Below are 24,469 nucleotides of genomic sequence, written 5' to 3'. Positions count from 1 at the left end.
CCCGAATCGTCAGTAAAGAATCAAAGCTGATTCGCCTTGTCCAGTGGCGCGGACGAAAAAGATTAAAAGTTGATTGAAATTCGTCCGAACAGCCGATCTCCGGGTCCCACAAGGGGGGAGATGGCCGGCAGGCCAGAGGGGGCGCTGTCGCGCCAACCTCTCAACTGCTCAATTGCCGGCACTCGTCAGATCTGGCTTTCGGGCGAGAAGCAAACGTCGCGATCCTTCATGCCCCGCTCTGCCCTGCCGGCATCTCCCCCACGAGGACCCACCAGGGGAAGATCGCTAATTACGCCAGTGTCCGCTCCACGATATCGCGCAGATCCGCCGAAAGATTCTCGGTCTTCGCCATGTCGAGCAGCGCCTGCCTGGCCTTGGTCTGCCGTCCAGGCTCCAGCGAGCGCCAGGACCTGAGCGCCGTCGCCAGCCGCGCGGCTACCTGCGGATTGCGCTTCTCCACCGCCAGTACCGTCTCGGCAAACAGGCGGTAACCTTCGCCGTCGGGGCGGTGGAAGCCGGTCTGGTTGGCGCTGGAGAAGGTGCCGATCAGCGAACGCACCCGGTTCGGGTTGGCGATCGAGAAGGCTGGGTGCCGCATGAGATCACGCACTTTCTCGACGGTCTTTGCGCCCGGCACACCGGCCTGGATCTGGAACCATTTGTCGAGTACCAGCGCGTCGCCGCGATAGCGGGCCTCGAAGGCGGCCAGCGCCTCTTCGGCCTCGGCCGTGCCTGGATGGCGATGCGCCAGCACGGCGAGCGCTGCCGCACGGTCGGTCATGTTGGTGGCGGCATTGAAGTGCCCTGCGGCGAGGCCCGCGCCGCCCGGCAGCAGCGAAAGATAGTCGAGCAGGATGTTGCGCAGCGCCCTGCGCCCGGCGCTCGCCGCGTCCGGGCTGAACGGACCCTTGTCGGCAAGGCTCTCATAAAGCGCCAGAAAGGCCTCGCGGTTTGCCTCGGCGATCATCCGCGCCATCGCCTCGCGCGCGGCAAAGATGGCGTCTGGGTCGATGCCCTTGCCGATGTCGCGGGCAATATCGGCTTCGCCGGGAAGCGACAGCGCGAGCGCCCGGTAGGCCGGCTCCAGCGTCTCGTCGCCGGCAATCCTGCCGGCAAGCTCGGCAAGCCGCGCCGCAAACACCGGCTCCTTGCCGCCGAGGATCTGGCGGAAGGCGGCGATCAGCGCATCGGTCAAGAGCGTGTTGAACGCCTGCCAGCGCGCGAAGGCGTCGCTGTCATGCGCCGCGAGGAAGAACTGGTCGTCGGCCTTCTGCTGCACCGAAAGCGTGATCGGCGCCGAGAAGCCGCGGTTGAGCGACACCGAAGGCCGTTGCGAAATACCCGAGAAGCGCACCGTGTGCCGACGTTTGCGGATATGGATGACACCGTCATCCACCATTGCGCCCTCGACGGCAGTCCAGGCGACGGGCTTGCCGTTGGCGCCGACCAGGCCGAAGGCGAGCGGGATATGCATCAGCCGCTTGCGGCTTTCCGACGGCGTCGGCGGCACCGACTGCTCGATCTCCAGGATGAACTCCTTTGCCGCCGCATTGTGCGCGGAACTTACCGTCAGGTTCGGTGTGCCGGCCTGGTGATACCAGAGCGCGAATTGCGCGAGGTCTTTGCCGGAAACGTCCTCGAAGACTTTGAGGAAATCCTCGATGGTCGCCGCCTCGCCGTCATGCCGCTCGAAATAGAGGTCCATGCCGGCACGGAAGGTTTCCGGCCCAAGGATGGTGCGGATCATACGCACCACTTCCGAACCCTTCTCGTAGACGGTCGCGGTGTAGAAGTTGTTGATCTCGCGGTAGCGTCGCGGCCTGACCGGATGCGCCAGCGGCCCCTGGTCTTCCGGGAACTGGTGCGCGCGCAGCGTGCGCACCTCGGCGATGCGCTTCACCGACCGCGAGCGCTGGTCGGCGGAGAATTCGTGGTCGCGGTAAACCGTCAGCCCTTCCTTCAGGCAGAGCTGGAACCAGTCGCGGCAAGTGATTCTGTTGCCAGTCCAATTGTGGAAGTATTCATGCGCGATGATCGCCTCGATGTTGGCGAAGTCGGCATCGGTCGCGGTCTCCTCGTCGGCCAGCACATATTTGTCGTTGAAGACGTTGAGGCCCTTGTTCTCCATGGCGCCCATGTTGAAGTCGGAGACGGCGACGATATTGAAGACGTCGAGGTCGTATTCGCGGCCGAAGGCTTCCTCGTCCCATTTCATCGAGCGTTTCAGCGCGTCCATCGCATAGCCGGCAAGCTGCTCCTTGCCGGGCTCCACATAGATACCGAGCTCGACCTCGCGGCCGGACATGGTGGTGAAGCTGCCCGCCACCTTGCCAAGCGCGCCCGCCACCAGCGCGAAAAGGTAGGAGGGTTTGGGGAACGGGTCGTGCCAGACCGCATAATGCCGGCCGCTGCCCAGCGTGCCACTCTCCACAGGATTGCCGTTCGAAAGCAGCAGCGGCGCCTCGTTGTGCGGCGCTTCGATGCGCACCGTGTAGACCGACAGGATATCGGGACGGTCGAGGAAATAGGTGATGCGGCGAAAGCCCTCGGCCTCGCATTGCGTGCAATAGACGTTGTTGGAGCGATAAAGGCCCATCAGCGCCTCGTTGCGCGAAGGCGCGATCTCCGTCTCCAGGCGCAGCTCGAAACGCTGCGCCGCCGGCGGTTTCAGGATCGTCAGCCGGTCAGGCGTCGCCTCATAGTCGCTGGCCGGAAGCGTATGCCCGTCGACGGCAACGCCGAGCAACGTCAGCCCGTCGCCGTCGAGCACCAGCGGCGCCGAGGCGGCGACGCCCGCGCGCCGCTCGATCGTAAGCAGCGCGGTCACCTGGGTCGCGTCCGGCGACAGGCGGAAGTCGAGGCTGGTCCTCGGGATGAGATAGTCGCAGGGGCGATAGTCTTCGAGCTTGAAGACATGGCCGGTATCTGTGCGCATTCCTTAGGCTTTTCCTGTTGATTTCGGCCGGCCAGCCAGCTTGGCTGGTCCAAGAATTTTGAGGTGCGCGCTCTTTACACGAAACGGCCACTCGACAAAACTGCGGCATAGGTCGTGTTTCGCAATTCCGGACGGAAAACCGTTACACACTTTTCCTGGAATTGCTCTTGGCCTATTTCGCGGCTTCGTTTCCCGACTATCCTTACGAGGCAAGATGACCGTCGATCATGCCGTCGGCCACAATACGCTGCGCGGCATTACGCTGAAGATCGTCTCGGTGGCGGTCTTCGTCGGCATGCAAACCTGCATCAAGGCGGCCGGCGACGTGCCCGCAGGGCAGATCGTCTTCTTCCGCTCCTTCTTCGCCATCTTCCCGATCATCGCCTTCCTGGCCTTCAAGGGTGAATTGGCCACGGCATTCACGACGAGACGGCCGTTCAACCACGTCGCGCGCGGTGTGGTCGGCGTCGGCGCCATGGGACTCGGCTTCTTCGCGCTGACCAGGCTGCCGCTGCCGGAAGCGATCACGCTGAACTACGCCCAGCCGCTGCTGGTCGTCGTGTTCTCCTCGCTCTTCCTCGGCGAGACGATCCGCGTCTACCGCTGGAGCGCGGTCGCGGTCGGCCTTGCCGGCGTGCTGATCATCTCCTGGCCCGAACTGACGCTGCTCAATTCCGATGAAGGCCTCGACGACCAGGAGGTGCTGGGCGTCATGGCCGCGCTGATCGCTGCCGCGATCTCGGCGGTCGCCATGCTTCTGGTGCGCAATCTCGTGCAGACGGAGAAGACGGCGACCATCGTGCTGTGGTTCTCCTCGACCGCTTCAGTGCTGTCGCTCTTCACGCTGCCCTTCGGCTGGCAGGCGCTGACGCCGATGCAGGCCGCGCTCCTCGTTGTCGCGGGCTTCTGCGGAGGGCTCGGCCAGATCCTGATGACGGCGGCCTACCGCCATGCCGAAGCCTCGGTCGTGGCGCCCTTCGAATACACCTCGATGATCCTCGGCGTCGTCGTCGGCTATTTCGTCTTCGGCGACGTGACCTCGCTGAACACCCTTGCGGGCGGCGTGATCGTGGTCGCCGCCGGTATCTTCATCATCTGGCGCGAGCGGCAACTGGGCCTCGAGCGCACGCGCATCAGGACGGCCACGCCGCCGCAGGGGTGAAGGCCTACGAAGCGGTCGCCCGCTCTTTCGCCAATCGCACCAGCACCGTCCTTGTCTGCTCATCCGCGGGGAAAAAAGATTCGATTGCCAGCTCCGACAGCGTGACGTCGAGCGGCGTACCGAAGACCGTGATCGTGCTGATGAACGACAGCACCTGATCGCCATGCGCGAGCCGCAGCGGATGCACGATGCCGCTCGGTTCGACCGGCGCCGGCCGGCTGCTCCTCAGGCCGGACGGATAGGTGCGCAATTCGCGCTCCAGCTCGATCAGCACCGGGTCGCCGGTGGCGTCGTTCTGGTGCTTCAGCCGCTCGATGAGATGCGCGCGCCACTCCGCCAGATTGACGATGCGCGGCGCCACACCGCCCGGATGCAGGCTGAGCCTCAGCACATTGACCGGCGGCGCGAGAAGCGATGCTTCGGAGATGTCGGCGAGGAACGGAGCAATCGCGGTGTTTGCCGAAACGAGGTTCCAGTGCCGGTCCACCGCCAGCGCCGGGAAGGGTTCGTGGCCCTTGAGCACAGTCTCGACGGCGGCAAGCGCCGGCGCCAGCGTCGCATCGGTCAGCGGCTTTTCGCTGAAGCTCGGCGCGAAGCCGGCGGCAAGCAACAGTTGATTGCGTTGGCGCAGTGGAATCGACAGCTGCTCGGCCAGATGCAGCACCATGTCGCGCGAAGGCTGGGCTCGGCCGCTTTCGACGAAGGAGAGATGCCGTTGCGAGATATCGGCCTCCATGGCGAGGTCGAGCTGGCTCATGCGCCGCCGCGTGCGCCACTCGCGGATGAGGCTTCCGGCAGAAGGGTCGGATGTGGTCATGGGAGAATGAGTAGGGCGGCGGGCGGAGCGTTTCAATTACCGGGGAGGTTATGGTTGCCGTCTTGGAGATTGGCGAAGCCCGAGGCGACGTCCGATCTCCCCCACAAGGGGAGATTAGCCAATCGCCAACCCCCGCAACTTCGCCTTGACCTCGAGAAAATCCCGCCAGGCCAGCTTCTTGTGCGCCGGCGTTCTCAACAGATACGCCGGATGCAGCGTCGGCATCGCCGGAATGGCTATGCCCGACGCCGTCGTGTGCACCCGCCAGTTGCCGCGCAGGCGCAGGATGCCCTCGGTCGTATTGAGCAGCGTCTTGGCCGACGGACCGCCGAGATTGACCAGCACCTTGGGATTGACCAGTTCTATCTGCCTTTCGATGAACGGCCGGCAGATTTCGGTCTCGTGCGGTGTCGGCGTGCGGTTGCCCGGCGGCCGCCACGGAATGACGTTGGCGATATATGCCGAGTTGCGGTCGAGGCCGATAGCGGCGAGCATACGGTCGAGCAGCCGGCCGGAGCGGCCGACAAAGGGCAGACCTTCGAGGTCCTCATCTCGGCCCGGCGCCTCGCCGACCAGCATCAGCTCGGCTTTCGGATTGCCGTCGGCGAAGACGAGGTTCTTGGCGGTGAATTTGAGATTACAGCCGTCGAAGCCGGCCATGTGCTGGCGCAGTTCCTCGAGCGTCGAGGCGCTTGCGGCCAGTTGCCGGGCAAGCAGCGCCTGCGCCTCGTCGGGAACGGTGGCGGCCGGCATGCGCGCCGGAGCGTTCGGAATATTGCGCGCGTCGAGGCCGGATGATGGCGTTGGTGGCTCGGGCGCCTGGGGCCGCTCCGGACCCTTCCCGGATGCCGTTCGGGTCTCGGGCGCGGCCTCGCGACGCGGCGCGGCTGGCGTCCGCTCGGCAGCCCTGCGTTCGACCGACTTCGCCGCCGCTTCGGCAAACCGATTGACCGGCGCGTCTTCAAGCGCCTCGTCAACGCCGGCGCTGGCATAAAAGGCGAGCAGTTCGGCGATCTCGGCTGGTGTGCTGGGGGAGGCGGCAGTCATGGCGCCACCATCGTCCGCGCGGCGCCGATTTGCAAGGTTAAGCCACGCTCGCCTGTATTGGAGCATGTCGAGATTCAGGTCAGGCCGAGTCGAAAATGGTGGTTTCCGAGAACCGGAGCGGAGCGTACTTTTCGTACGTGAGCACCGGAAGCGCAGGAAACCGCCATTTGCAGGCCGGCCTGACCTGAATATCGATATGCTTTCACCCAGTCGGTATCCGCGGATCCTGCACGATGTAAAACGTCCAGCGCGGCGTGTAGTCGGTGATCAGGAAGTCGAAGGTCGCCGCCTTCAGCGGGTCGACCTTGCCGTTCTTGAACAGCAGCTGGTCATAGGGTTCGAACCGGCGGTCGAAATCGGCGAAATTGCTCGACCAGATGTTGTCGGGCGTCTTGTTGCGCTGGTCGAAGGAAAGGCCGTCGCCGAACACGCTTGGCTGGTCGAGGATTTCCTGCAGCTCGAACTGGAATTCCACCCAGGGCAGGGCGCTGTTGTTGAGCACGTCGATGCGCATATACATCACGCCGTTGGCGACCTGGCCTGCCTTGCCGAATGGCTCGATCGGCTTGGTCGCGCGGATCGTCAGCGTCACCGGCGTCGCCGTGTTCAGTTCCTCCCTGATGATCAGCGGGTCTTCCTTGGTGCCGATGCCGGAAGCACCCGTGATGCGGAAGCCGCCCAGTTCGTCGGAGAAGGAATAGGCGCCGGTGGCCCAGACCTTCACCGGATCGGCCTCCGCCGGCACGGACAAAAAGAGGAGTGGAAGAACCGCGCGCCAGGCCATGCCTGGCGTGAAGAGTAAGCGCTTCGATGGAAAGCCGGCTGGCTCTGGACTGCGCATGGTGCGAAGTATTGCCGATAACCAAGCCGTCGAACAATTAAAAACATGCGGACGCGGCCTGGCCTTCCATCCGATTGGCGCTGGCCTATGCTTGGCCATGGCCTGCGCGGCGACCGTTTCGTAGGCAAAACCGCGACTTTTTGTCGAAATCGGCGTTGTCACGTCAGCGCCGGTTTCGCGTCGCGAATTGATGCGCTATGCAGCGCGTGAGCCAGCACAATGCGAAAACATGGCGAGCCAGTGAGGGGCCGATGAGCGAAATCGAACGCGAGAGCATGGAATTCGACGTGGTGATCGTCGGTGCGGGTCCCGCCGGCCTTGCCGCCGCGATCCGTCTGAAGCAGCTCAATCCGGACCTTTCCGTCGTCGTCCTGGAGAAGGGCGGCGAGGTCGGCGCCCATATCCTGTCGGGTGCGGTCGTCGATCCGATCGGCATCGACCGCCTGCTGCCCGGCTGGCGCGAGGAGGGCGATCATCCGTTCAAGACGCCTGTGACCGCGGACCATTTCCTGGTGCTTGGCCCTGCCGGCTCGTTCCGCCTGCCCAACTTCCTGATGCCGCCGCTGATGAACAACCACGGCAATTACATCGTCTCGCTGGGCAATGTCTGTCGCTGGCTGGCGACCAAGGCCGAGGCGCTGGGCGTCGAGATCTATCCGGGCTTCGCCGCGGCAAGCCTCGTCTACAACGACGCCGGCGCCGTCACCGGCGTCATCACCGGCGACATGGGCGTCGAGAAGGACGGCACGCACGGCCCGGCTTACGCGCCCGGCATGGCGCTGATAGGCAAATACGTGCTGATCGGCGAAGGCGCGCGCGGCTCGCTGTCCAAGCAGCTTATCGCCAAATACCGGCTTGCCGACGGCCGCGAGCCGGGCAAGTTCGGCATCGGCCTCAAGGAGCTCTGGCAGGTCAAGCCCGAGAACCACAAGCCGGGTCTTGTGCAGCATTCCTTCGGCTGGCCGCTCGACATGAAGACCGGCGGTGGGTCCTTCCTCTACCATCTCGAGGACAACCAGGTGGCGGTCGGCTTCGTCGTCCACCTGAACTACAAGAACCCCTATCTCTCACCCTTCGACGAGTTCCAGCGCTTCAAGACACATCCGGCGATCGCCGGCACCTTCCAGGGCGCCAAGCGCATCGGCTATGGCGCGCGCGCCATCACCGAGGGCGGCTGGCAGTCCGTGCCGAAGCTGTCCTTCCCGGGCGGCGTGCTGATGGGCTGTGCTGCCGGCTTCGTCAACGTGCCGCGCATCAAGGGTTCGCACAACGCGGTGCTCTCGGGCATGCTGGCGGCCGAGCATGTGGCCGAGGCGATTGCCGGAGGCCGTGCCAATGACGAGCTCGCTTCCTATGAGGAAGCCTGGCGCGGCACCGATATCGGCAAGGACCTGAAGAAGGTCCGCAACGTCAAGCCGCTCTGGTCGCGCTTCGGCACCATTGTCGGCGTCGGCATCGGCGGTCTCGACATGTGGCTGAACACGCTGTTCGGCTTTTCGCCCTTCGGAACCATGAAGCATGGCAAGGCCGACTATGCGACGCTCGAGCCGGCCTCCAAGCATCAGAAGATCGCCTATCCGAAGCCGGATGGCGTGCTGACCTTCGACCGGCTCTCCTCGGTGTTTCTTTCCAACACCAACCACGAGGAGAACGAGCCGACCCATCTGATCGTCGCCGACATGGCGCTGCAGCAGCGTTCAGAGCACGATGTCTTCGCCGGTCCCTCGACCCGCTACTGCCCGGCCGGCGTCTATGAATGGGTGGACAAGGACGGCAACGCCGCCGCCGATCCGGCGGCCAAGGACGTGCTCTTCGTCATCAACGGGCAGAACTGCGTGCACTGCAAGACCTGCGACATCAAGGATCCGAACCAGAACATCAACTGGGTGCCGCCACAAGGCGGCGAGGGCCCGGTTTATCAGGGGATGTGATCGCCCCGACCGGGCCGTCTCGACCGCCGCCAAAGAGAAAGCCGGCGAGGGCCCGGTCTACCGGCGCATGTGTGATCCGCGCCTTATCGGCCAAGGCCGTTGAAGCCGCGCGCCGAGTGTGGTCTGCTTCGCCCCGAACAAGGAGGCGGACATGCGGCGCATCAGCCTGGCGATATTAGCTGCTGCCGGCGTGCTTTTGTCCGGGGCCGCCTCCGCCGGCACCAGGCTGACCGTGCATGTGCGCACCTACGACGTCGCCGGCAAGACCGGCGCGGAACTGATCGAGGCGATGGACGGCCTCGGGCCGAGGCACGGCCATGCCACGCGCGCCATCGCCGAGACCGGCTACGCTGTGCATTGGAAGCTCGATGTGACGCGCGACAATGGCATCTGCCGGCTGCGGCAGGCCAACGGCACGATCGACATCACCTACACGTTTCCGCGCCGCATGTCCCCGTCCGGTCCGGTCCTGCGCAGGCGCTGGGATCGCTTCATGGCCGGCGTGCGCCAGCACGAGCATACCCATGGCCGCATCGCCAAGCAGATGATGCGGGCGACCGAGACGGCGCTCGCCGGGCTCGAGCGGCAAGACAACTGGTTCTGCACCGGTCTTCGCTGGGACGCCAGGCGCCGCATCGACACGATCTATGCCGACTACGAGGCCAGGCAGAATGCCTTCGACGCGCGCGAGCACCGCGACGGCGGCCATGTCGAGCAACTGGTCGACGCGTTGATGGGGAAGAACTGAACTTCAGTCCGTTCGCGTATCAGGAGGGCGTCAGCTGCGCGGCTCGTCCGGTGCGCCATTCGCCGCCAGCGCCGACTTGTGCTCGTCCTCGGGCGCGTTGCTGTCGGACCGCAGGGTGAATTCGACCAGCACAGGCAGATGGTCGGAGCCGGTGTCCTCCATTCGGACCGACGACAGGATCGTCACCCCGCCCTTGCTGAAAACCTGGTCGATCGGCAGGCCCGCATAGCGGCGCAGGACGTCGGGCAACGTCCGGTGGATCCAGGTCGGTCCGGCCGACGGCATCAGCGTCATGCCGCTAAGCCGCGCCACCCGCCGCACCGCCGCGCTCCACGGCACGGCGTTGCAGTCGCCGGCCATGATGGCGGTCTCGCCGAGCCTGGCCAGCGGTTCCGCCAGTTCGCCGATCTGCCAGTATTGCTCCTTCGGCCACGGCCAGCTGAGATGGATCGCGGCGACGTTGACCGGAATGCCGCCGAAATCGATCGTGGCGGTCGCCATCGCGCCGCGCGGCTCGCAACGCGGCGCGGTGCCGGCGGCGAAGGGACGGCGCGAAAGCAACGCGACGCCGAATATGCCGTTGGGATAGTCGCAAAGGATCCGATAGGGATAGGCGCTGGCAATATAGCCGATCTCCGTGGCCCACATCCCGGACACTTCGTCGAGCGTGATGACGTCCGGATTGGTCCGGCCGATCAGCGACAACACCTTCTTCGGCGTCGGATTGTTGAAGCGCAGGTTTATCTGCAGCAGGCTATAGACGATCCCGTCGGCCGGCTTTGCGACCGCCTGCTGCGTCGACAATCTTGGCAGCGCGTTCGTCGTCGTGGCGAAGCAGGCGATGGCGAAGACCAGCGCCGCGACCGCCTGCAGCCGGTAGGGGCCGGCAAGCAGCGCCAGCGCGAGCAAGGCCGTCAGCACGCTCAGATGCATGCGGAAATGCGAGAAGGAATCGAAGGCCGGATGCAGCGCGCCGAAGAATCCGGCCAGCAGCGCGGCCGAGCATGCCATAATCGCCAGGAATGTCAGCTGAGCCATCATGCTCAAGCGCGCGCCGCCCGTTGTCATTTGCTCCAACCGCTCCGGCTATCCGTTCGGACCGCTTATCGGCCAAATTGCGGCCCGGGCAAGACGACGAATTGCCTCGCGGGTCAAAAGTTGGCGATTACTGGAACGCCGTCTCGGAAAAGCTTCTCAGCTTGCGCGAATGCAACCGCTCCATCGGCATCTCGGCCAGTTTCTCCATCGCCTTGATGCCGATGGTGAGATGCTGCGCCACCTGCCGCTTGTAGAACTCGGTCGCCATGCCGGGCAGCTTCAGTTCGCCATGCAGCGGCTTGTCGGAGACGCACAGCAGCGTCCCGTAAGGCACGCGGAAGCGGAAGCCGTTGGCGGCGATGGTGGCCGATTCCATGTCGAGCGCGATGGCGCGCGACTGCGACAGGCGCTGCACCGGCCCGCGCTGGTCCCGCAGCTCCCAGTTGCGGTTGTCGATGGTGGCGACGGTGCCGGTGCGCATGATGCGCTTGAGGTCGTAGCCCGACAAACCGGTCACCTCGGCGACCGCTTCCTGCAGCGCCACCTGGATTTCGGCCAAGGGCGGGATCGGCACCCAGACCGGCAGGTCGTCGTCGAGCACATGGTCCTCGCGCACATAGGCATGCGCCAGCACATAGTCGCCCAGCGCCTGCGTGTTGCGCAGGCCGGCGCAATGGCCGAGCATGACCCACGCATGCGGCCTCAGCACCGCGATATGGTCGGTGATGGTCTTGGCGTTGGATGGGCCGACGCCGATATTGACCATGGTGATGCCGCCATGGCCGGGCTTCTTCAGATGGTAGGCCGGCATCTGCGGCAGGCGCTGCGGCGGTGTGCCTTCCGATTCTGTTGCTCCGTTCCGGGTCACGACATTGCCGGGTTCGATGAATTCGACATAGCCGCTGTCGCCACTGGCCATCAACTCGCGGGCCCGCGCCACGAATTCGTCGATGTAGAACTGGTAATTGGTGAACAGCACGAAATTCTGGAAATGTTGCGGGCTGGTCGCCGTGTAATGCGTCATGCGGTGCAGCGAATAATCGATGCGCTGCGCGGTGAACGGCGCCAGCGGCCGCGGCTCGCCGAACGCCACCTCGAATGTGCCGTTGGCGATCTGGTCATCGGTGCCGTCGAGGTCCGGCACGTCGAACAGGTCGCGGATCGGCCGTTTGATGCGCTCGGCGGCCGCGCCGTCGACATAGGTGCCTTCCAGGAAGGCGAAATGCAGCGGGATTGGCGTGGTCGATTCCGACACCGTGACCGTCACGCCGTGATTGCGCATAATGAGCCTCAATTGCTCGATGAGATAGTTCTCGAACAGTTGCGGCTGGGTGATCGTGGTGGCGAAATGCCCGGGCGTCGGCATATGGCCATAGGCCTGGCGCGAGTCGACCTGGCTGAACGAGGTCGTGGTGACGCCGATCTGCGGATAGAAGGCCCGGTAGCGCCTGCTCTCGTCGCCGCCCGCCGCCAGTGCGGCGAAGGAATCGCGCAGGAATTTGGTGTTGCGGTCGTAGAGCGTCTGCAGCGCCGCGACGGCCTTTTTTGCGTCGTGGAAACTCTGCTTGCCGAAAGGCTCCGGCATGACGACCGATTCGATGGCTTGGGGGTAGATTCGCTTTTCCATGGCTCAATATAGAGATTTGGAAGAGCGGTTGGGAGGGGTGAGCGGACAGGAACCGCGACCCAGCTGGAGATTTTTTGTTGTCGCTCCGATTCAAGGTGTGACGAGATTCAGGTCAGGCCCGAGTCGAGAACGGTGGATTCCGAGAACCGGCCTACGCCGGCCGTAGCCTTCATAGGACGGAGACATTTATGAGGGCTTCGGCCGGCGAAGGCCGGAGCGGAGCGTACTTAAGGTATGTGAGCACCGGAAGCCGCCTTTCGCAGGCCGGCCTCACCTGAATATCGACACACCTTATCCGCGCTGCAGGCTGATCAGCAGCACGAAGCCTACGCTGGTGTTCTTGTGCAGCGGTGCCTCGATCCTGTTGCCGGTGTCGGCGCGCATCATCGGCACGGCCAGCACCGGGGCGGCGAGCAGCATCAGGATGAGCGTCGCCCGTGGCAGCAGCCGAAGGATCTTCATTGCATTATCGGCGATGCGGTTCATTTTGGTGGTCCCCGGTTTTCAGCTTGGTCGATTTCCAGCTTGGTCGTTTCAGCGCTTGAATTGGTTCACGAAGCCGACAATGCAGGCACCGGCCGTTCCCACGAGCGAATAGGGTGGCCAGCCTCCGCCACCAGGATGGCGAAGAACATGCCGAACAGGCTCATCAGCAGGCAGACGATGGTGAAGCGACGGGCAAGCATTTCTCTCTCCTTCGATGCGGGAGAGAATGCGGGAATGCCTCTGAACCGGTTCTGAGACCGGTATTCATCTGCGGTTCAAATTGATTGACGAGGTCTTGAATAGGTGCCGGTGGCGCAGCGCCGGTCCGGCGGAGCGCTGCCGCTCCAAAAGAAAACGGGGCCGTTCGGCCCCATTTCGGATGATCTGGAATCTGGCGATCAGAGCTTATGCCAGGTCTGGCTCTTGCAGATCAGGCCGCCGAGTACGCAGCCGCTCATCTTGAGCGTCGTGCCCGTGAGCGTCGCCTTGCCGGAATAGGTCTTGTCGTTCGCCGGGTCGGTGATGTTGCCGGCATATTTGTTGTCGCCAGTCGCCTTCATCGAGCCGATCGTCTTGCCGGCATATTTGCCGGTCTTGAGCGTGATGGAGAACGAGCCGCCGCCGCCGATCGTCGCCGTCTCGCCGGATTGCGTCTTCCAACTGCCTTCGATCGGGTCGGCCCATGCGGCGCCCGCCATGATCAAGGTGGCCGCCAGGGCCAGGCTCATCTTTCGAAACATCTTGTCCTCCTCCCTATGGGGTTGCGGCGGGCTCCGGTCCGCCTTCCTGCCCCTTACGCAAAGGTAAAGCTAATCCAGCTCCCGCCAAAACAAAAGCGGTGCCGCCACGGAAGGTTGCAAGGATTTTCGCCGCGCGGATGGCTGAAAATAAACGGGACCGGAAAAACGCTTCGGTTTCCGTGGTTAGCGAAGTCTTGATTCCACTCGCGGCAATTTTCATCGAATTTGACGCAAAATGGCTGAAACGCTGGATTCCCATGCTTAACAGTTTTTCGCGTTTACCTCTTGTTTTAGCTTTGTTTTCCTCAAATTAAGCAAGCCGTTTAACGACGGATTCAAGGCCAGCCGTCATCCTCGAAAGCATCGAAAGAGCGCCCCGCCCCAAAGGGATACCAAGGGAAAAGGAGGCAGCTCTCGGGAGCCAGACAGGGGATTGAAATGGCACGCTTTGAAATGCTTGAAGACGGCTTCGGCGCCATGGGGGCAACTGCCCAGGCCGACATTCTTTTCGAACTGGGAATGATGTATGCGACCGGCCGCGATTGCGAGACCGATGTCGTCGCCGCCCACAAATGGTTCAACATCGCCGCGATCAAGGGCTCGGCCCGCGCCGCCGAGCTGCGCTCGGAGCTGTCGGCCACCATGTCGAAAGTCGAGATCGCCACGGCGCTGCGCGAAGCGCGCGAATGGATGACGATGCACTGATCCTGAGCGCGCGCAGCGCTCGGAAATTCATTGGGACAAGGCCGCGAAAAGACGGCCGGTCAAGAAGAACGAGAACGCGGCAGGTTGAGACAACCGAAGCCACGCAAAAACAGGGAAGCGAGCGGGGTTCAGGCGCGGGGGCGCCGGGGAAGCTCGATTGCAAAAAAGCCGCGACCGGCCGGGACAAGGCCGGCGCGGCTTTTTGCATTACGTTTGGTAATCGGCCGCGTGGCCCAAGAAATCCACGCCTAAATGAACCAAAACCTTCCGCATTGTGCTCTCGACAGTTTCGGCGAAGGGTGAAATTGTCCCGGCTCTGTGGAAGAAGCGCGGCCGGAGCGGCGCGCGCAAGTGGAGGAGTTCTTATAGTCATGAAAAAATTGGGTATTTTGAGCGCGGCCGCATTTGGCCTGATGATGAGCGCCTCGGTTGCCTTCGCCGACGACATCACCATTTCGGTGGTCGGCCCGATGACCGGCCAACTCGCCACCATCGGTGACCAGTTCAAGCAGGGCGCGCAGGCTGCCGCCGACGCGATCAATGCCGCTGGCGGCGTCAACGGCTCCCAGATCAAGCTCGACATCGAGGACGACCAGTGCGATCCGAAGCAGGCGGTCTCGGTCGCCAACCGCATCGTCGCCAACGGCGTCAAGTTCGTCGACGGTCATGCTTGCTCGGGCTCGAGCATTCCGGCCTCGGCCGTCTATGCCGAAGCCGGCACGCTGATGATGAGCCCCGCCTCGTCCAACCCGGTGCTGACCGATGCCGCGGCCAAGGCCGGCTGGCCGACCATCATGCGCCTCTACACGCGTGACGACGCGCAGGGCGCCTTCATCGGCCCTTGGATCGCCAAGAAATACGCCGGCAAGAACGTTGTCGTCCTGCACGACAAGAGCGCCTACGGCCAGGGTGTTGCCGATGCCGTGAAGGCGACGATGAATGCCGGCGGCCTCAAGGAAGTCGACTATGAAGGCATCAATGCCGGCGAGAAGGACTATTCGGCTCTCGTCACCAAGCTGAAGGAACTCAAGGCCGACGTCGTCTATTTCGGCGGCTATCACCCGGAGGCGGGTCTGATCCTGCGTCAGGCGGCCGAGCAGAACGTCAAGTTCCAGCTGATCATGCCGGACTCGATCGCCTCGCCGGAATTCTGGCAGGTCGCCGGCCCGGCCGGTGAAGGCACCATGTTCGTCTTCCCGTCGGACCCGCAGTCGAAGCCCGAAGCCAAGGACGCCGTCGCCAAGATTAAGGCCGGCGGCTTCACGCCCGAAGGCTTCACGCTGTTCTCCTATGCGGTGATCCAGGCCGTGGCTGAAGGCGTCAAGCGCGCCGGCACTGACGATCCGGGCAAGGTGGCCGAGGCGCTCAAGGACGGCAAGCCGATCAGCACCGTCGTCGGCGACGTCGTCTTCGACGAGAAGGGCGACCTGAAGAACGCGAGCTACGACATCAACCAGTGGCACGACGGCAAATACGCGCCGATCCAGCCGTAATTTGGTTCCGCAATCGAGGAAATGGCCGGGCTCGTCCCGGCCATTTTTCGTTTGTGCCGTGGCATTGACGTACAGGCGAGGCCGGGGCTCCCGCCGACATAGCTATTTACCATTCAGCACTTCAGCTCTGGCCGTCCTCCGCGAACCGGACCAGCACCGTGCCGTCGCTGACCTGTGCGCCCTCGGCCGCGATCTCGGCGATCACGCCGTCATGCGGGGCGGCGATCATATGCTCCATCTTCATGGCTTCGAGGATCAAGAGCGGCTGGCCCTTGATCACGGCATCGCCCGCAGCGGCGCGCACCAGCTTGACCAGGCCCGGCATCGGCGCGCGCAGGTTGGCTGTGGCGGCACCCGCCTCGTCGGCCTTGGCAAGCGGATCGGGAACCGTGAACGTATAGCCGACCGCGCCCTCGAAGACGGTGACGTGGCCGGGCCAGCGGGCGGCATGCGGCATGGTCCGCAAGTCGTGCGTGTTCACCGCATCATGCGGTGCCTCCAGCGCCACCTGGAAGCGGCCGTCCGGCCGTGCCGAAACCCTGGCCAGGATGTTCTCCTCGCCATGGCGCAGGCGAATGCGGCGCGACAGCGTGTGGAAATGCGCATAGCCGGAAAGCGTGGACCAGGGATCAGCGGCGGGACCCGGCGTGCCGGCATCCATCGCGGCCAGCGCCGCCGCGGCGATCGTCTCGTCGCCCGGCCCGGGAATGGTGGTGAGCGCCTCCTGATGCCGGCCGATCAGCCCGGTATCGACGTCGCCGGCCGCGAAATCGGCGTCGGCCGCGAGCGCCGCCAGGAAGGCGGTGTTGACGGTCGAGCCGGCGACTTCGGTCCGGGCGAGGGCATCGCGAAGCGCGCCGAGCGCCGTGGCCCGGTCCTCGCCGTGCGCAACCAGCTTGGCGATCATCGGGTCGTAGAAGGGCGAGATCGCATCGCCGGCGCGCACGCCGGTCTCGATGCGCATCGCGGCGCCTTCCGGGGCAGCGTCGGGGAACTTGAGATGATGCAGCGTGCCCGTCGCCGGCAAAAACCCTTTCGCGGCGTCCTCGGCATAGAGGCGCGCCTCGAAAGCGTGGCCGGCAAGCGCGATCTCGCCCTGCGTTTTCGGCAGTTTTTCGCCGGACGCGACGCGAAGCTGCCATTCGACGAGATCGATGCCGGTGACCATCTCGGTGACGGGGTGTTCGACTTGCAGCCGCGTGTTCATCTCCATGAACCAGAAGCGGTCGGCCTTGAGCCCCTGAGAGGCGTCGACGATGAACTCGATCGTGCCGGCGCCCGAATAATTGATCGCCTTGGCGGCCTTCACGGCCGCCTCCGTCATCGCCTTGCGCAGCGCCGGCGTCATGCCGGGGGCGGGCGCCTCCTCGATCACCTTCTGGTGGCGGCGCTGCGCCGAGCAGTCGCGTTCGAAAAGATGCACGGCATTGCCGAAATTGTCGCCGAACACCTGCACTTCGATGTGACGCGGCTTGTCGACATATTTTTCCACCAGCACGCGATCGTCGCCGAACGCCGCTTTCGCTTCGCGCCGCGCGCCGGAAAGCGCCTCCGAGAAATCGTCGGGGTGGTCGACGCGCCGCATGCCCTTGCCGCCGCCGCCGGCCCGCGCCTTGATCAGAACGGGATAGCCGATCTCGCTCGCTTTGGAGGCAAGCAGCACGATTTCCTGCGCCTCGCCGTGATAGCCGGGCACCACCGGCACGCCGGCTGTTTCCATCAGCCGCTTGGCGGCGTCCTTCAAGCCCATGGCGCGGATCGAGGCGGCGGAAGGGCCGATGAAGACAAGGCCTGCCGCCGTCACCCGGTCGACGAAATCGGGGTTTTCCGACAGGAAGCCGTAGCCGGGGTGGATGGCCTCGGCGCCGGTGGCGAGCGCCGCCGCCACGATCCTGTCGCCGCGCAGGTAGCTCTCGCCGACGGGCGAGGGGCCGATATGCACCGCCTCGTCGGCCATCTCGACGTGCAGGGCCTTGGCGTCCGCATCGGAATAGACGGCAACGGTGCGCACGCCGAGCTTGCGGGCGGTGCGGATGACGCGGCAGGCGATCTCGCCGCGGTTGGCGATCAGGATCTTGCCGAACATGGAGCCTCCGCAGCCAGGGTGTGTCTCGGGCGACGACGGCATACCTTCGCGCCCCCCTCTGTCCTGCCGGACATCTCCCCCACTAGGGGGGAGATTGGCAGCTTTGGCGCAGCCGCTCTCTTTTCAACGATAGCGATTGGCGAAAGCCGTCGTGACGTCCGATCTCCCCCCAAGAGGGGGAGATGTCCGGCAGGACAGAGGGGGGCGCTGTCCCGCCAGCCTCTCCAGCTGATCATCTGAATTTGCCTGTACTGAGCCTTTTGCTCCAAGATCAGCTCTCCCCAATGGCCGCAACGGCCTGCCGATATAACTCCGCCGTCTGCTCGTCGAAGCAGCAGAAAGTAACCGTATCCGGCAGCGCATTTTGCCCCAGGAAGGCGCTTACGGCACCAACAGCGATCCCGGTCGCTTCGTCCTTGGGAAAGCGGTAAATGCCGGTCGAGATCGCCGGGAAGGCGATGGTGCGACAGTCATGGTCGCGGGCGATTTCGAGCGAACGCCTATAGCAGGAGGCGAGCAGCTCCGCCTCGCCTTTGCCGCCGCCTTGCCAGACCGGCCCCACCGTGTGGATGACATAGCGCGCCGGCAGCCGGTAACCCTTGGTCAGCTTGGCGTCACCGGTCTTGCAACCATGCAGCATGCGGCATTCGGCGACCAACTCCGGCCCTGCCGCGCGATGGATGGCCCCGTCGACGCCGCCGCCACCCAGCAGCGATGAATTGGCGGCGTTGACGATGGCATCGACCGCGAGCCTGGTGATGTCGCCGGTGTGGATGCGGATCCTGTCGCCGAGAGCGCCCATGAAACTTGCTATCTTTCTGGAATAAGGCCGTGGAGGGGACGGCAGCCCCCACGGTGATGAATCATCGCGTGGCAATTCGCACACACAATCGCTAGGTCATCCAACCTAACCGACATCCCTCCGGGCGGCGCCGAGGAGATGGGTATCTTATGATGCACTTGGGCATAACCCTGGCCGATCGCGCCATAGACTTCAAAGAAGTCAAAGCCGCAATTAGGAACCTCGCAAATAAGCCGGCCTTTGTTGGCTTTCATCGCGGCATCGATTTTGTTAGCTCTCAACTCTCTCTCACGGTGCCGATGACGGACGAAAGCTCTCTTTATCGCCCCTTCAAATCCTTCGAGTTCCGCATCCGGAAGTGAAGTCACATGAAGTCTCGGGGTGGCGCCGCGCGCTATAGTGCATTGGCCGGTTGATGGATCGTAGGCAGTAACTGCCCAAGCCACGGGATCAAGCAGCCGTTTTTTCACCTTGGACGCATCAGCGTCTGGGGTTTCCCTAGTCCGCATGCTGCCACTGCAGATGATAACTCTAATGGGTAGCCCATCGTCGTAGGCAGTTCGGATCGCCTCGTCCATGCGAGCTGCGCGAGCCTTCCAGATGCGTTCTTTGTTTGATGAAGAAGGGCCTTGGGATCGAGCGCGTTGATTATGCTCTTGAAGTGTGAGTCCGTTCCTCACAAGCATGTGGTCGAACCAAAGGTTTAAGACAACGACCTTTCCGACCTCTACAAAAGACCATTCGTAACAATATTTCGGATTAGCTGCGGCTTTCTCGACCCCCCCTTTAAAATTTGCCCAGTCGTCAACGTTGACGCCAGCTCTTGCGACAAGATCAATTGTTCTGTGGTGCTCCTTTGGCTCCAGCTCCAATAAGTCAGTCAAGCGTTCCTCCCATTTGTCTCTCACATCCTGAACACGCCGAATTTCGTCGCCTCGATGCCGGCATTGAGCGCCGCCGAAAGGCTGAGCGCCAGCACTTCACGGGTCCTGGCCGGATCGATGATGCCGTCGTCCCAGAGCCGCGCCGAGGAGTAGAGCGGGTGGCCCTCATGCTCGTATTTCATCAGGATCGGCTTCCTGAACTTCGCTTCCTCGTCGGCGCTCCATTCACCGCCCTTGCGCTCGATGCCCTCGCGCTTGACCATGGCGAGCACCGTCGCCGCCTGCTCGCCGCCCATCACCGAGATACGCGCGTTGGGCCACATCCACAGGAAGCGGGGCGAATAGGCGCGGCCGCACATGCCGTAATTGCCGGCGCCGAAGGAACCGCCGATGATCACGGTGAGCTTCGGCACCTTCGCGGTGGCGACCGCCATCACCAGCTTGGCGCCGTCCTTGGCGATGCCGCCGGCCTCGTATTTTCGCCCGACCATGAAGCCGGTGATGTTCTGCAGGAAGACCAGCGGGATGCCGCGCTGGCAGCAGAGCTCGATGAAATGCGCGCCCTTCAGCGCGCTTTCCGAGAAGAGCACGCCATTGTTGCCGATGATGCCGACCGGCATGCCGTGCAGATGGGCAAAGCCGGTGACCAACGTCGTGCCGTAGTTTTGCTTGAACTCGTCGAACTCCGAACCGTCGACGAGACGCGCGATCACCTCGCGCACGTCATAGGGCTGACGCAGATCCGTCGGCACGATGCCGTAGAGTTCCTGCGGATCGTAAAGCGGTAGAATCGGCTTCTGCAAATTCAGGCTTAGGGCCTTGTTCCGATTCAGGTTCCGGACGATGCGCCGGCAAATGGCCAAGGCGTGCTCGTCGTCCATGGCGTAGTGGTCGGCGACGCCGGAAAGCCTGGTGTGGACATCGGCGCCGCCGAGCTCCTCGGCGCTGACATCCTCGCCGGTCGCGGCCTTCACCAGCGGCGGGCCGCCGAGAAAAATGGTCGCCTGGTTGCGCACCATGATCGTCTCGTCCGACATCGCCGGCACATAGGCGCCGCCCGCCGTGCACGAACCCATGACGCAGGCGATCTGCGGGATGCCCGCCGCCGACATGTTGGCCTGGTTGTAGAAGATGCGGCCGAAATGCTCGCGGTCGGGGAAGACCTCGTCCTGGTTGGGCAGATTGGCGCCGCCGCTGTCGACCAGATAGACGCAAGGCAAATTGTTCTGCAGCGCGATCTCCTGCGCGCGCAGGTGCTTCTTCACCGTCAGCGGATAATAGGTGCCCCCCTTCACCGTGGCGTCGTTGACGACGACCATCACTTCCCGGCCTTCGACGCGGCCGACGCCGGTGATGATGCCCGCAGACGGAATGTCCTCGCCATACATCGACCATGCCGCGAACTGGCCGACCTCGAGGAAGGGCGAGCCGGTGTCGAGCAGTTGCGCCAGCCGCTCGCGCGGCAAGAGTTTGCCGCGACCCTGGTGGCGCTCACGCGCCTCGTCGGAGCCGCCGCGCTCGACGCCTGCCGCCTTCTCGGCGATGTCGGCGACCAGCGCGCGCATACGCTCGGCGTTGGCGCGGAATGTGTCGGAGGCGGGGGAGATCTGGGTTTGAAGCGTCGTCACTGTCACACCCCCTCCGCCATGATCTCGCGCCCGATCAGCCAGCGGCGGATCTCGCTGGTGCCGGCGCCGATCTCGTAGAGCTTGGCGTCGCGCAGCAGCCGTCCCGTCGGATAGTCGTTGATGTAGCCATTGCCGCCGAGCAACTGGATGGCGTCGAGCGCCATCTGCGTCGCTTTCTCGGCCGCGAAGAGTACGCAGCCTGCGGCGTCCTTGCGCGAGGTCTCGCCGCGGTCGCAGGCGGCGGCCACCGCATAGACGTAGGCCCGCGCGGCATTCATCGTCGAGTACATGTCGGCGAGCTTGCCCTGCACCAGCTGGAACGTACCGATCGGCTGGCCGAACTGTTTGCGCTCATGCACGTAAGGCACAGCGACGTCGAGGCAGGCCGCCATCAGCCCGATCGGCCCGCCGGAGAGCACTGCGCGCTCATAGTCGAGCCCCGACATCAGCACCTCGACACCGCGCCCTTCCTCATGCAGCACATTCTCGAACGGCACCTCGACATTTTCGAACACCAGCTCGCCGGTGTTGGAGCCGCGCATGCCGAGCTTGTCCAGCTTCTGCGCGACTGAGAAGCCGGCCATCGTCTTTTCGACGATGAAGGCCGTGATGCCGCGCGAATGGCGGTCCGGATCGGTCTTGGCATAGACCACCATCGTTCCGGCGTCGGGGCCGTTCGTGATCCACATTTTCGAGCCGTTGAGCACATAGCGGTCGTTGCGCTTTTCGGCGCGCAGCCTGAGCGACACCACGTCCGAGCCGGCGCCTGGTTCCGACATCGCCAGCGCGCCGACCGTCTCGCCCGAGCAAAGGGCAGGCAGGTACTTCTCCTTCTGCGCCGGGGTGGCCCAGCGGTTGATCTGGTTGACGCAGAGGTTCGAATGCGCGCCGTAGGAGAGGCCGACCGAGGCCGATGCGCGCGAAATCTCCTCCATCGCCACGACATGCGCGAGATAATTCATGCCGGTCCCGCCGAAATCGGGGTCGGCGGTGATACCGAGCAGGCCGAGCGCGCCGAGCTCGACCCACAGATGCGCGGGAAACTCGTTGGAGCGGTCGATCTCGGCCGCGATCGGTGCGATCCTGTCCTGGGCGAAGCGCCGCACGGTATCGCGCAGCGCCTCGATGTCGGGATCAAGTCCGAAGTTCAGCGTATTCGTGTACATGCCGTTCCTCCCTGCGCACGCCCGGTCTTCGCGGAGATCATGCCTGTATCAGAGTGCCACGGCGTCCCTGGCGCGCCCGGAAGGACGCGCGGTGCCATGGCTGATTGTCGCGCCGACCAGGCGCATTGTCATCGAAAGATATGATGCCGTGACTTCAGCGATCGACAGCCGCTCGCCCGGCCGGAACCAGACGATGACGCCGGTCATCATCTGGATCAGCGCCATGGCGGTGAGCCCGGTATCGTCGACCTGAAAGACACCGGCCTCGGCGCCGTCGCGCAGGATCGTGCGCAGCTCCTTCTCATAGGTCGTGCGCATCTTGAGGATCTGCGTCAGCCTTTCATGCGAGAGGCTGCGCAATTCCATATTGGAGAGATGGGTGGCGTGACGCCGCTCTATGTGGAAGGCGATGTGGTTCTCGACATAGGCGGCAAGGCGGGTGACCGGATCAGCGCTCGCCGGCCGCGCGGCTTCCCAAGCCTTGAGCAGGCCTTCCATATGCTCACGCATCAATGTGAACAGAAGGTCCTCCTTGGTCGGGAAATACCGATAGAGCGCGGCCGCCTGCACGCCGACCTCCGCCGCCAGCTGCCGCATCGACATCGCCTCGTAGCCGAGGCGCGCGATCAGGCTGACCGCCGCCTCACGGACGGCCGCTTCGGTTTTTTCCCCGTCGGAACCTGTGGTGCGCGCCATGTTCGCCTCCAGCAGAATTAATAAAACGAACGTTCAATTAATTCAAGACACCTCATGCGCTCGCCGCCCGCCCCTGGCTTGCGGAGGCGAAATGAGACTAGACGATGATCCTGAAATCCACAGGCGCGGCGTCGGACGCTTCCTCGATCTCGACCTTCGAGACGAGCGCGCCCCGCGGCCCTTGCCACAGGCGTTCGATCATCGCCGTGACATCGGCATCGGCGCCGGCAATCAGCGCGGCGACCGAGCCGTCGCGCTCGTTGCGCACCCAACCCGTCAGTCCGAGGCGCATGGCTTCGCCGCGCGTCCAGACACGGTAGCTCACACCTTGAACCTTGCCGGAAATGCGCACCCGAACGGCCCGCTGCTCGCCCAGCATCGCTTACGCTCCATGCATCTTGCCGGAATCTGGCACAGGACCAGCCAAAGGCAACAGGCTGGACGCCGTCAGATGCGATGGAATTTAATTACCCCGCGCCGCTGCCAGGGCGCCGGGCAGTTCCTCGGCGAAGATGTCGAGTTCGTGGTCAAGCCCGACGCTGACTCTTATGCAGCGGTCGAGCACCGGCACCATCGGCTTGCGGATGAACACGTCGCGCGACAAAAGGTTCTGCATCACCTTCAGCGCGAAGGCGCCGTCGCGGCCGCAGTCGATGGTGACGAAATTGGTCGCAGACAGCAACGGCTTCAGGCCGTTCTGCCTGGCAATGGCTGAAATACGCTCACGGCCTGCCGCCACCCGCGCCACGACCGAGCGCAGGTAATCCTGGTCGGCAAGCGCCTCGAGGCCTGCGACCTGCGCCATGCGGCTGACGCCATAATGGTTGCGGATCTTTTCGAAGTCGCGGATCACCTCCGCCTCCGCGACGGCGTAGCCGCAGCGTATGCCGGCCAGGCCGTAAGCCTTGGAGAAGGTGCGCATGCGGATGACGTTCGGCCGCGCAACATCGATCGCCGGCAGCGCCGAGGCCGGTCCCAGCTCGCCATAGGCCTCGTCGAGCACCAGCATGGTGGTTTCCGGCAGCGCTGCGATGAAGCGGACGACATCCGGCGCCTCCCACCAGCTTCCCATCGGATTATCGGGATTGGAGAGATAGACCAGCGGCGCCTTTTCGCTGGCGACCTTGGCGAGGAGCCCGTCCAGGTCTTCCTTGTCGTTAGCATAGGGCACTGTCACCAGGCGGCCGCCGACGCCGGCGATATGGAAATTGAAGGTGGGGTAGGCGCCAAGCGAGGTGACCACGGCTTCGCCGGGCCCGACATACATGCGCGCCACCAGGCCAAGCAGGCCGTCGATGCCTTCGCCCACGACCACGTTTTCGACGGCCACCTTGTGATGCGCGGCGGCCGCCACCTTCAGCTCGTAATTGTCTGGATCGCAATACATCCACTGGTCGCGGGCGACGCTTTCCATGCGGGCGATGACGCGCGGCGAAGGCCCGAAACTGCTTTCATTAGCGCCGATGCGGGCGCGGAAAGGCCGGCCGCGCTCGCGCTCCTGTGCCTCCGGGCCGACGAACGGAACCGTGGTGGGAAGCGCGCCGATGATCGGCGTGAGGGACGGGCGCTGGCGCATGGCAAAAGCTCGCGTGGAAGGGGCGTTCTTGCTAGCGTGATCCCCCGGCCGGTGCAAGCAG

At 64.1% G+C, this 24,469-nt stretch carries 23 protein-coding genes; 5 read left to right on the top strand and 18 right to left on the bottom strand.

Annotation, left to right across the window (positions count from 1 at the left end; genetic code table 11):
* Positions 1-289: 289 nt before the first annotated feature.
* Positions 290-2,935, bottom strand: coding sequence for an aminopeptidase N (gene pepN / locus FJ430_RS27145; protein ID WP_140702942.1), 2,646 nt, complete (start codon positions 2,933-2,935; stop codon positions 290-292).
* Positions 2,936-3,149: 214 nt separating this feature from the next.
* Here pepN and FJ430_RS27140 point away from each other — a divergent pair, with 214 nt between their 5' ends.
* On the top strand, positions 3,150-4,097 hold the full coding sequence (locus FJ430_RS27140) for a DMT family transporter (RefSeq protein ID WP_140703630.1): 948 nt from the start codon (positions 3,150-3,152) through the stop codon (positions 4,095-4,097).
* Between the two features lie 4 nt (positions 4,098-4,101).
* Here the strand turns inward: FJ430_RS27140 and FJ430_RS27135 are convergent, their stop codons facing one another.
* The 3 genes from FJ430_RS27135 to FJ430_RS27125 all read right to left on the bottom strand — a co-directional run bounded on the left by FJ430_RS27135 (position 4,102) and on the right by FJ430_RS27125 (position 6,802).
* The gene (locus FJ430_RS27135; protein ID WP_140702944.1) at positions 4,102-4,914 is read right to left on the bottom strand and encodes a helix-turn-helix domain-containing protein; all 813 of its coding nucleotides are present in this window, start codon (positions 4,912-4,914) and stop codon (positions 4,102-4,104) included.
* Between the two features lie 114 nt (positions 4,915-5,028).
* A complete protein-coding gene (locus FJ430_RS27130) occupies positions 5,029-5,961 on the bottom strand; it encodes a uracil-DNA glycosylase family protein (RefSeq protein WP_140702946.1) in 933 nt (310 codons plus the stop codon).
* 202 nt (positions 5,962-6,163) lie between these two features.
* On the bottom strand, positions 6,164-6,802 hold the full coding sequence (locus tag FJ430_RS27125) for a hypothetical protein (RefSeq protein ID WP_140702948.1): 639 nt from the start codon (positions 6,800-6,802) through the stop codon (positions 6,164-6,166).
* A gap of 251 nt (positions 6,803-7,053) precedes the next feature.
* Here FJ430_RS27125 and FJ430_RS27120 point away from each other — a divergent pair, with 251 nt between their 5' ends.
* On the top strand, positions 7,054-8,733 hold the full coding sequence (locus tag FJ430_RS27120) for an electron transfer flavoprotein-ubiquinone oxidoreductase (protein WP_140702950.1): 1,680 nt from the start codon (positions 7,054-7,056) through the stop codon (positions 8,731-8,733).
* Positions 8,734-8,884: 151 nt separating this feature from the next.
* Entirely contained in the window at positions 8,885-9,481 is a 597-nt protein-coding gene (locus FJ430_RS27115) for a DUF922 domain-containing protein (RefSeq protein ID WP_140702953.1), read from the top strand.
* A gap of 30 nt (positions 9,482-9,511) precedes the next feature.
* Here the strand turns inward: FJ430_RS27115 and FJ430_RS27110 are convergent, their stop codons facing one another.
* From FJ430_RS27110 to FJ430_RS27090, 6 genes are all read right to left on the bottom strand, one after another.
* Positions 9,512-10,549: an endonuclease/exonuclease/phosphatase family protein gene (locus FJ430_RS27110; protein WP_140702955.1), complete on the bottom strand. Its 1,038-nt coding sequence runs from the start codon at positions 10,547-10,549 to the stop codon at positions 9,512-9,514.
* Positions 10,550-10,646: 97 nt separating this feature from the next.
* Positions 10,647-12,104, bottom strand: coding sequence for an AMP nucleosidase (locus tag FJ430_RS27105; protein ID WP_226892259.1), 1,458 nt, complete (start codon positions 12,102-12,104; stop codon positions 10,647-10,649).
* 333 nt (positions 12,105-12,437) lie between these two features.
* On the bottom strand, positions 12,438-12,632 hold the full coding sequence (locus FJ430_RS27100) for a hypothetical protein (protein ID WP_140702957.1): 195 nt from the start codon (positions 12,630-12,632) through the stop codon (positions 12,438-12,440).
* Between the two features lie 65 nt (positions 12,633-12,697).
* Complete coding sequence (locus tag FJ430_RS31655) at positions 12,698-12,832, bottom strand: hypothetical protein (RefSeq protein WP_264296032.1); 135 nt, start codon at positions 12,830-12,832, stop codon at positions 12,698-12,700.
* A gap of 198 nt (positions 12,833-13,030) precedes the next feature.
* The gene (locus FJ430_RS27095; RefSeq protein WP_140643610.1) at positions 13,031-13,372 is read right to left on the bottom strand and encodes a DUF2147 domain-containing protein; all 342 of its coding nucleotides are present in this window, start codon (positions 13,370-13,372) and stop codon (positions 13,031-13,033) included.
* Between the two features lie 13 nt (positions 13,373-13,385).
* On the bottom strand, positions 13,386-13,631 hold the full coding sequence (locus FJ430_RS27090) for a hypothetical protein (protein ID WP_140684689.1): 246 nt from the start codon (positions 13,629-13,631) through the stop codon (positions 13,386-13,388).
* 179 nt (positions 13,632-13,810) lie between these two features.
* Here FJ430_RS27090 and FJ430_RS27085 point away from each other — a divergent pair, with 179 nt between their 5' ends.
* Positions 13,811-14,077: a sel1 repeat family protein gene (locus FJ430_RS27085; RefSeq protein ID WP_027164869.1), complete on the top strand. Its 267-nt coding sequence runs from the start codon at positions 13,811-13,813 to the stop codon at positions 14,075-14,077.
* 371 nt (positions 14,078-14,448) lie between these two features.
* Positions 14,449-15,570 (top strand): ABC transporter substrate-binding protein, encoded by a 1,122-nt coding sequence (locus FJ430_RS27080; RefSeq protein WP_140702959.1) that lies wholly within the window; start codon positions 14,449-14,451, stop codon positions 15,568-15,570.
* Between the two features lie 121 nt (positions 15,571-15,691).
* On the opposite strand, the gene FJ430_RS27075 is transcribed toward FJ430_RS27080, so the two are convergent.
* From FJ430_RS27075 to FJ430_RS27040, 8 genes are all read right to left on the bottom strand, one after another.
* The gene (locus tag FJ430_RS27075; protein ID WP_140702961.1) at positions 15,692-17,656 is read right to left on the bottom strand and encodes an acetyl/propionyl/methylcrotonyl-CoA carboxylase subunit alpha; all 1,965 of its coding nucleotides are present in this window, start codon (positions 17,654-17,656) and stop codon (positions 15,692-15,694) included.
* Positions 17,657-17,927: 271 nt separating this feature from the next.
* Positions 17,928-18,458: an O-acetyl-ADP-ribose deacetylase gene (locus tag FJ430_RS27070; protein ID WP_140702963.1), complete on the bottom strand. Its 531-nt coding sequence runs from the start codon at positions 18,456-18,458 to the stop codon at positions 17,928-17,930.
* Positions 18,459-18,466: 8 nt separating this feature from the next.
* Positions 18,467-19,342 (bottom strand): HNH endonuclease, encoded by an 876-nt coding sequence (locus tag FJ430_RS27065; protein ID WP_140702965.1) that lies wholly within the window; start codon positions 19,340-19,342, stop codon positions 18,467-18,469.
* Between the two features lie 20 nt (positions 19,343-19,362).
* On the bottom strand, positions 19,363-20,970 hold the full coding sequence (locus FJ430_RS27060) for a carboxyl transferase domain-containing protein (RefSeq protein WP_140702967.1): 1,608 nt from the start codon (positions 20,968-20,970) through the stop codon (positions 19,363-19,365).
* 2 nt (positions 20,971-20,972) lie between these two features.
* Positions 20,973-22,136, bottom strand: coding sequence for an isovaleryl-CoA dehydrogenase (locus FJ430_RS27055; protein ID WP_140659960.1), 1,164 nt, complete (start codon positions 22,134-22,136; stop codon positions 20,973-20,975).
* A 48-nt stretch (positions 22,137-22,184) separates the two neighbouring features.
* Positions 22,185-22,832 carry a TetR/AcrR family transcriptional regulator gene (locus FJ430_RS27050; protein WP_140702969.1) on the bottom strand — a complete coding sequence of 216 codons (648 nt, stop codon included), beginning with the start codon at positions 22,830-22,832 and terminating at the stop codon, positions 22,185-22,187.
* A gap of 97 nt (positions 22,833-22,929) precedes the next feature.
* On the bottom strand, positions 22,930-23,211 hold the full coding sequence (locus tag FJ430_RS27045; RefSeq protein WP_140702971.1) for an acylphosphatase: 282 nt from the start codon (positions 23,209-23,211) through the stop codon (positions 22,930-22,932).
* An 84-nt stretch (positions 23,212-23,295) separates the two neighbouring features.
* Positions 23,296-24,408: a pyridoxal phosphate-dependent aminotransferase gene (locus tag FJ430_RS27040; protein ID WP_140659957.1), complete on the bottom strand. Its 1,113-nt coding sequence runs from the start codon at positions 24,406-24,408 to the stop codon at positions 23,296-23,298.
* Positions 24,409-24,469: the final 61 nt, after the last annotated feature.

This window comes from Mesorhizobium sp. B2-8-5, from assembly GCF_006440675.2.
Lineage (GTDB): Bacteria > Pseudomonadota > Alphaproteobacteria > Rhizobiales > Rhizobiaceae > Mesorhizobium.
This window is presented reverse-complemented; position numbering and strand designations above follow the sequence as displayed.

Excerpts from the sequence above, each read along its gene's own strand:
- FJ430_RS27050 (WP_140702969.1), bottom strand. The coding sequence starts at position 22,832 with ATGGCGCGCACCACAGGTTCCGACGGGGAAAAAACCGAAGCGGCCGTC.
- FJ430_RS27090 (WP_140684689.1), bottom strand. The coding sequence starts at position 13,631 with ATGGGAATCCAGCGTTTCAGCCATTTTGCGTCAAATTCGATGAAAATT.
- FJ430_RS27125 (WP_140702948.1), bottom strand. The coding sequence starts at position 6,802 with ATGCGCAGTCCAGAGCCAGCCGGCTTTCCATCGAAGCGCTTACTCTTC.
- FJ430_RS27095 (WP_140643610.1), bottom strand. The coding sequence starts at position 13,372 with ATGTTTCGAAAGATGAGCCTGGCCCTGGCGGCCACCTTGATCATGGCG.
- FJ430_RS27130 (WP_140702946.1), bottom strand. The coding sequence starts at position 5,961 with ATGACTGCCGCCTCCCCCAGCACACCAGCCGAGATCGCCGAACTGCTC.
- FJ430_RS31655 (WP_264296032.1), bottom strand. The coding sequence starts at position 12,832 with ATGCTTGCCCGTCGCTTCACCATCGTCTGCCTGCTGATGAGCCTGTTC.
- FJ430_RS27075 (WP_140702961.1), bottom strand. The coding sequence starts at position 17,656 with ATGTTCGGCAAGATCCTGATCGCCAACCGCGGCGAGATCGCCTGCCGC.
- FJ430_RS27100 (WP_140702957.1), bottom strand. The coding sequence starts at position 12,632 with ATGAACCGCATCGCCGATAATGCAATGAAGATCCTTCGGCTGCTGCCA.
- pepN (WP_140702942.1), bottom strand. The coding sequence starts at position 2,935 with ATGCGCACAGATACCGGCCATGTCTTCAAGCTCGAAGACTATCGCCCC.
- FJ430_RS27085 (WP_027164869.1), top strand. The coding sequence starts at position 13,811 with ATGGCACGCTTTGAAATGCTTGAAGACGGCTTCGGCGCCATGGGGGCA.
- FJ430_RS27055 (WP_140659960.1), bottom strand. The coding sequence starts at position 22,136 with ATGTACACGAATACGCTGAACTTCGGACTTGATCCCGACATCGAGGCG.
- FJ430_RS27080 (WP_140702959.1), top strand. The coding sequence starts at position 14,449 with ATGAAAAAATTGGGTATTTTGAGCGCGGCCGCATTTGGCCTGATGATG.
- FJ430_RS27040 (WP_140659957.1), bottom strand. The coding sequence starts at position 24,408 with ATGCGCCAGCGCCCGTCCCTCACGCCGATCATCGGCGCGCTTCCCACC.
- FJ430_RS27135 (WP_140702944.1), bottom strand. The coding sequence starts at position 4,914 with ATGACCACATCCGACCCTTCTGCCGGAAGCCTCATCCGCGAGTGGCGC.
- FJ430_RS27110 (WP_140702955.1), bottom strand. The coding sequence starts at position 10,549 with ATGACAACGGGCGGCGCGCGCTTGAGCATGATGGCTCAGCTGACATTC.
- FJ430_RS27045 (WP_140702971.1), bottom strand. The coding sequence starts at position 23,211 with ATGCTGGGCGAGCAGCGGGCCGTTCGGGTGCGCATTTCCGGCAAGGTT.
- FJ430_RS27120 (WP_140702950.1), top strand. The coding sequence starts at position 7,054 with ATGAGCGAAATCGAACGCGAGAGCATGGAATTCGACGTGGTGATCGTC.
- FJ430_RS27115 (WP_140702953.1), top strand. The coding sequence starts at position 8,885 with ATGCGGCGCATCAGCCTGGCGATATTAGCTGCTGCCGGCGTGCTTTTG.
- FJ430_RS27140 (WP_140703630.1), top strand. The coding sequence starts at position 3,150 with ATGACCGTCGATCATGCCGTCGGCCACAATACGCTGCGCGGCATTACG.
- FJ430_RS27105 (WP_226892259.1), bottom strand. The coding sequence starts at position 12,104 with ATGCCGGAGCCTTTCGGCAAGCAGAGTTTCCACGACGCAAAAAAGGCC.
- FJ430_RS27070 (WP_140702963.1), bottom strand. The coding sequence starts at position 18,458 with ATGGGCGCTCTCGGCGACAGGATCCGCATCCACACCGGCGACATCACC.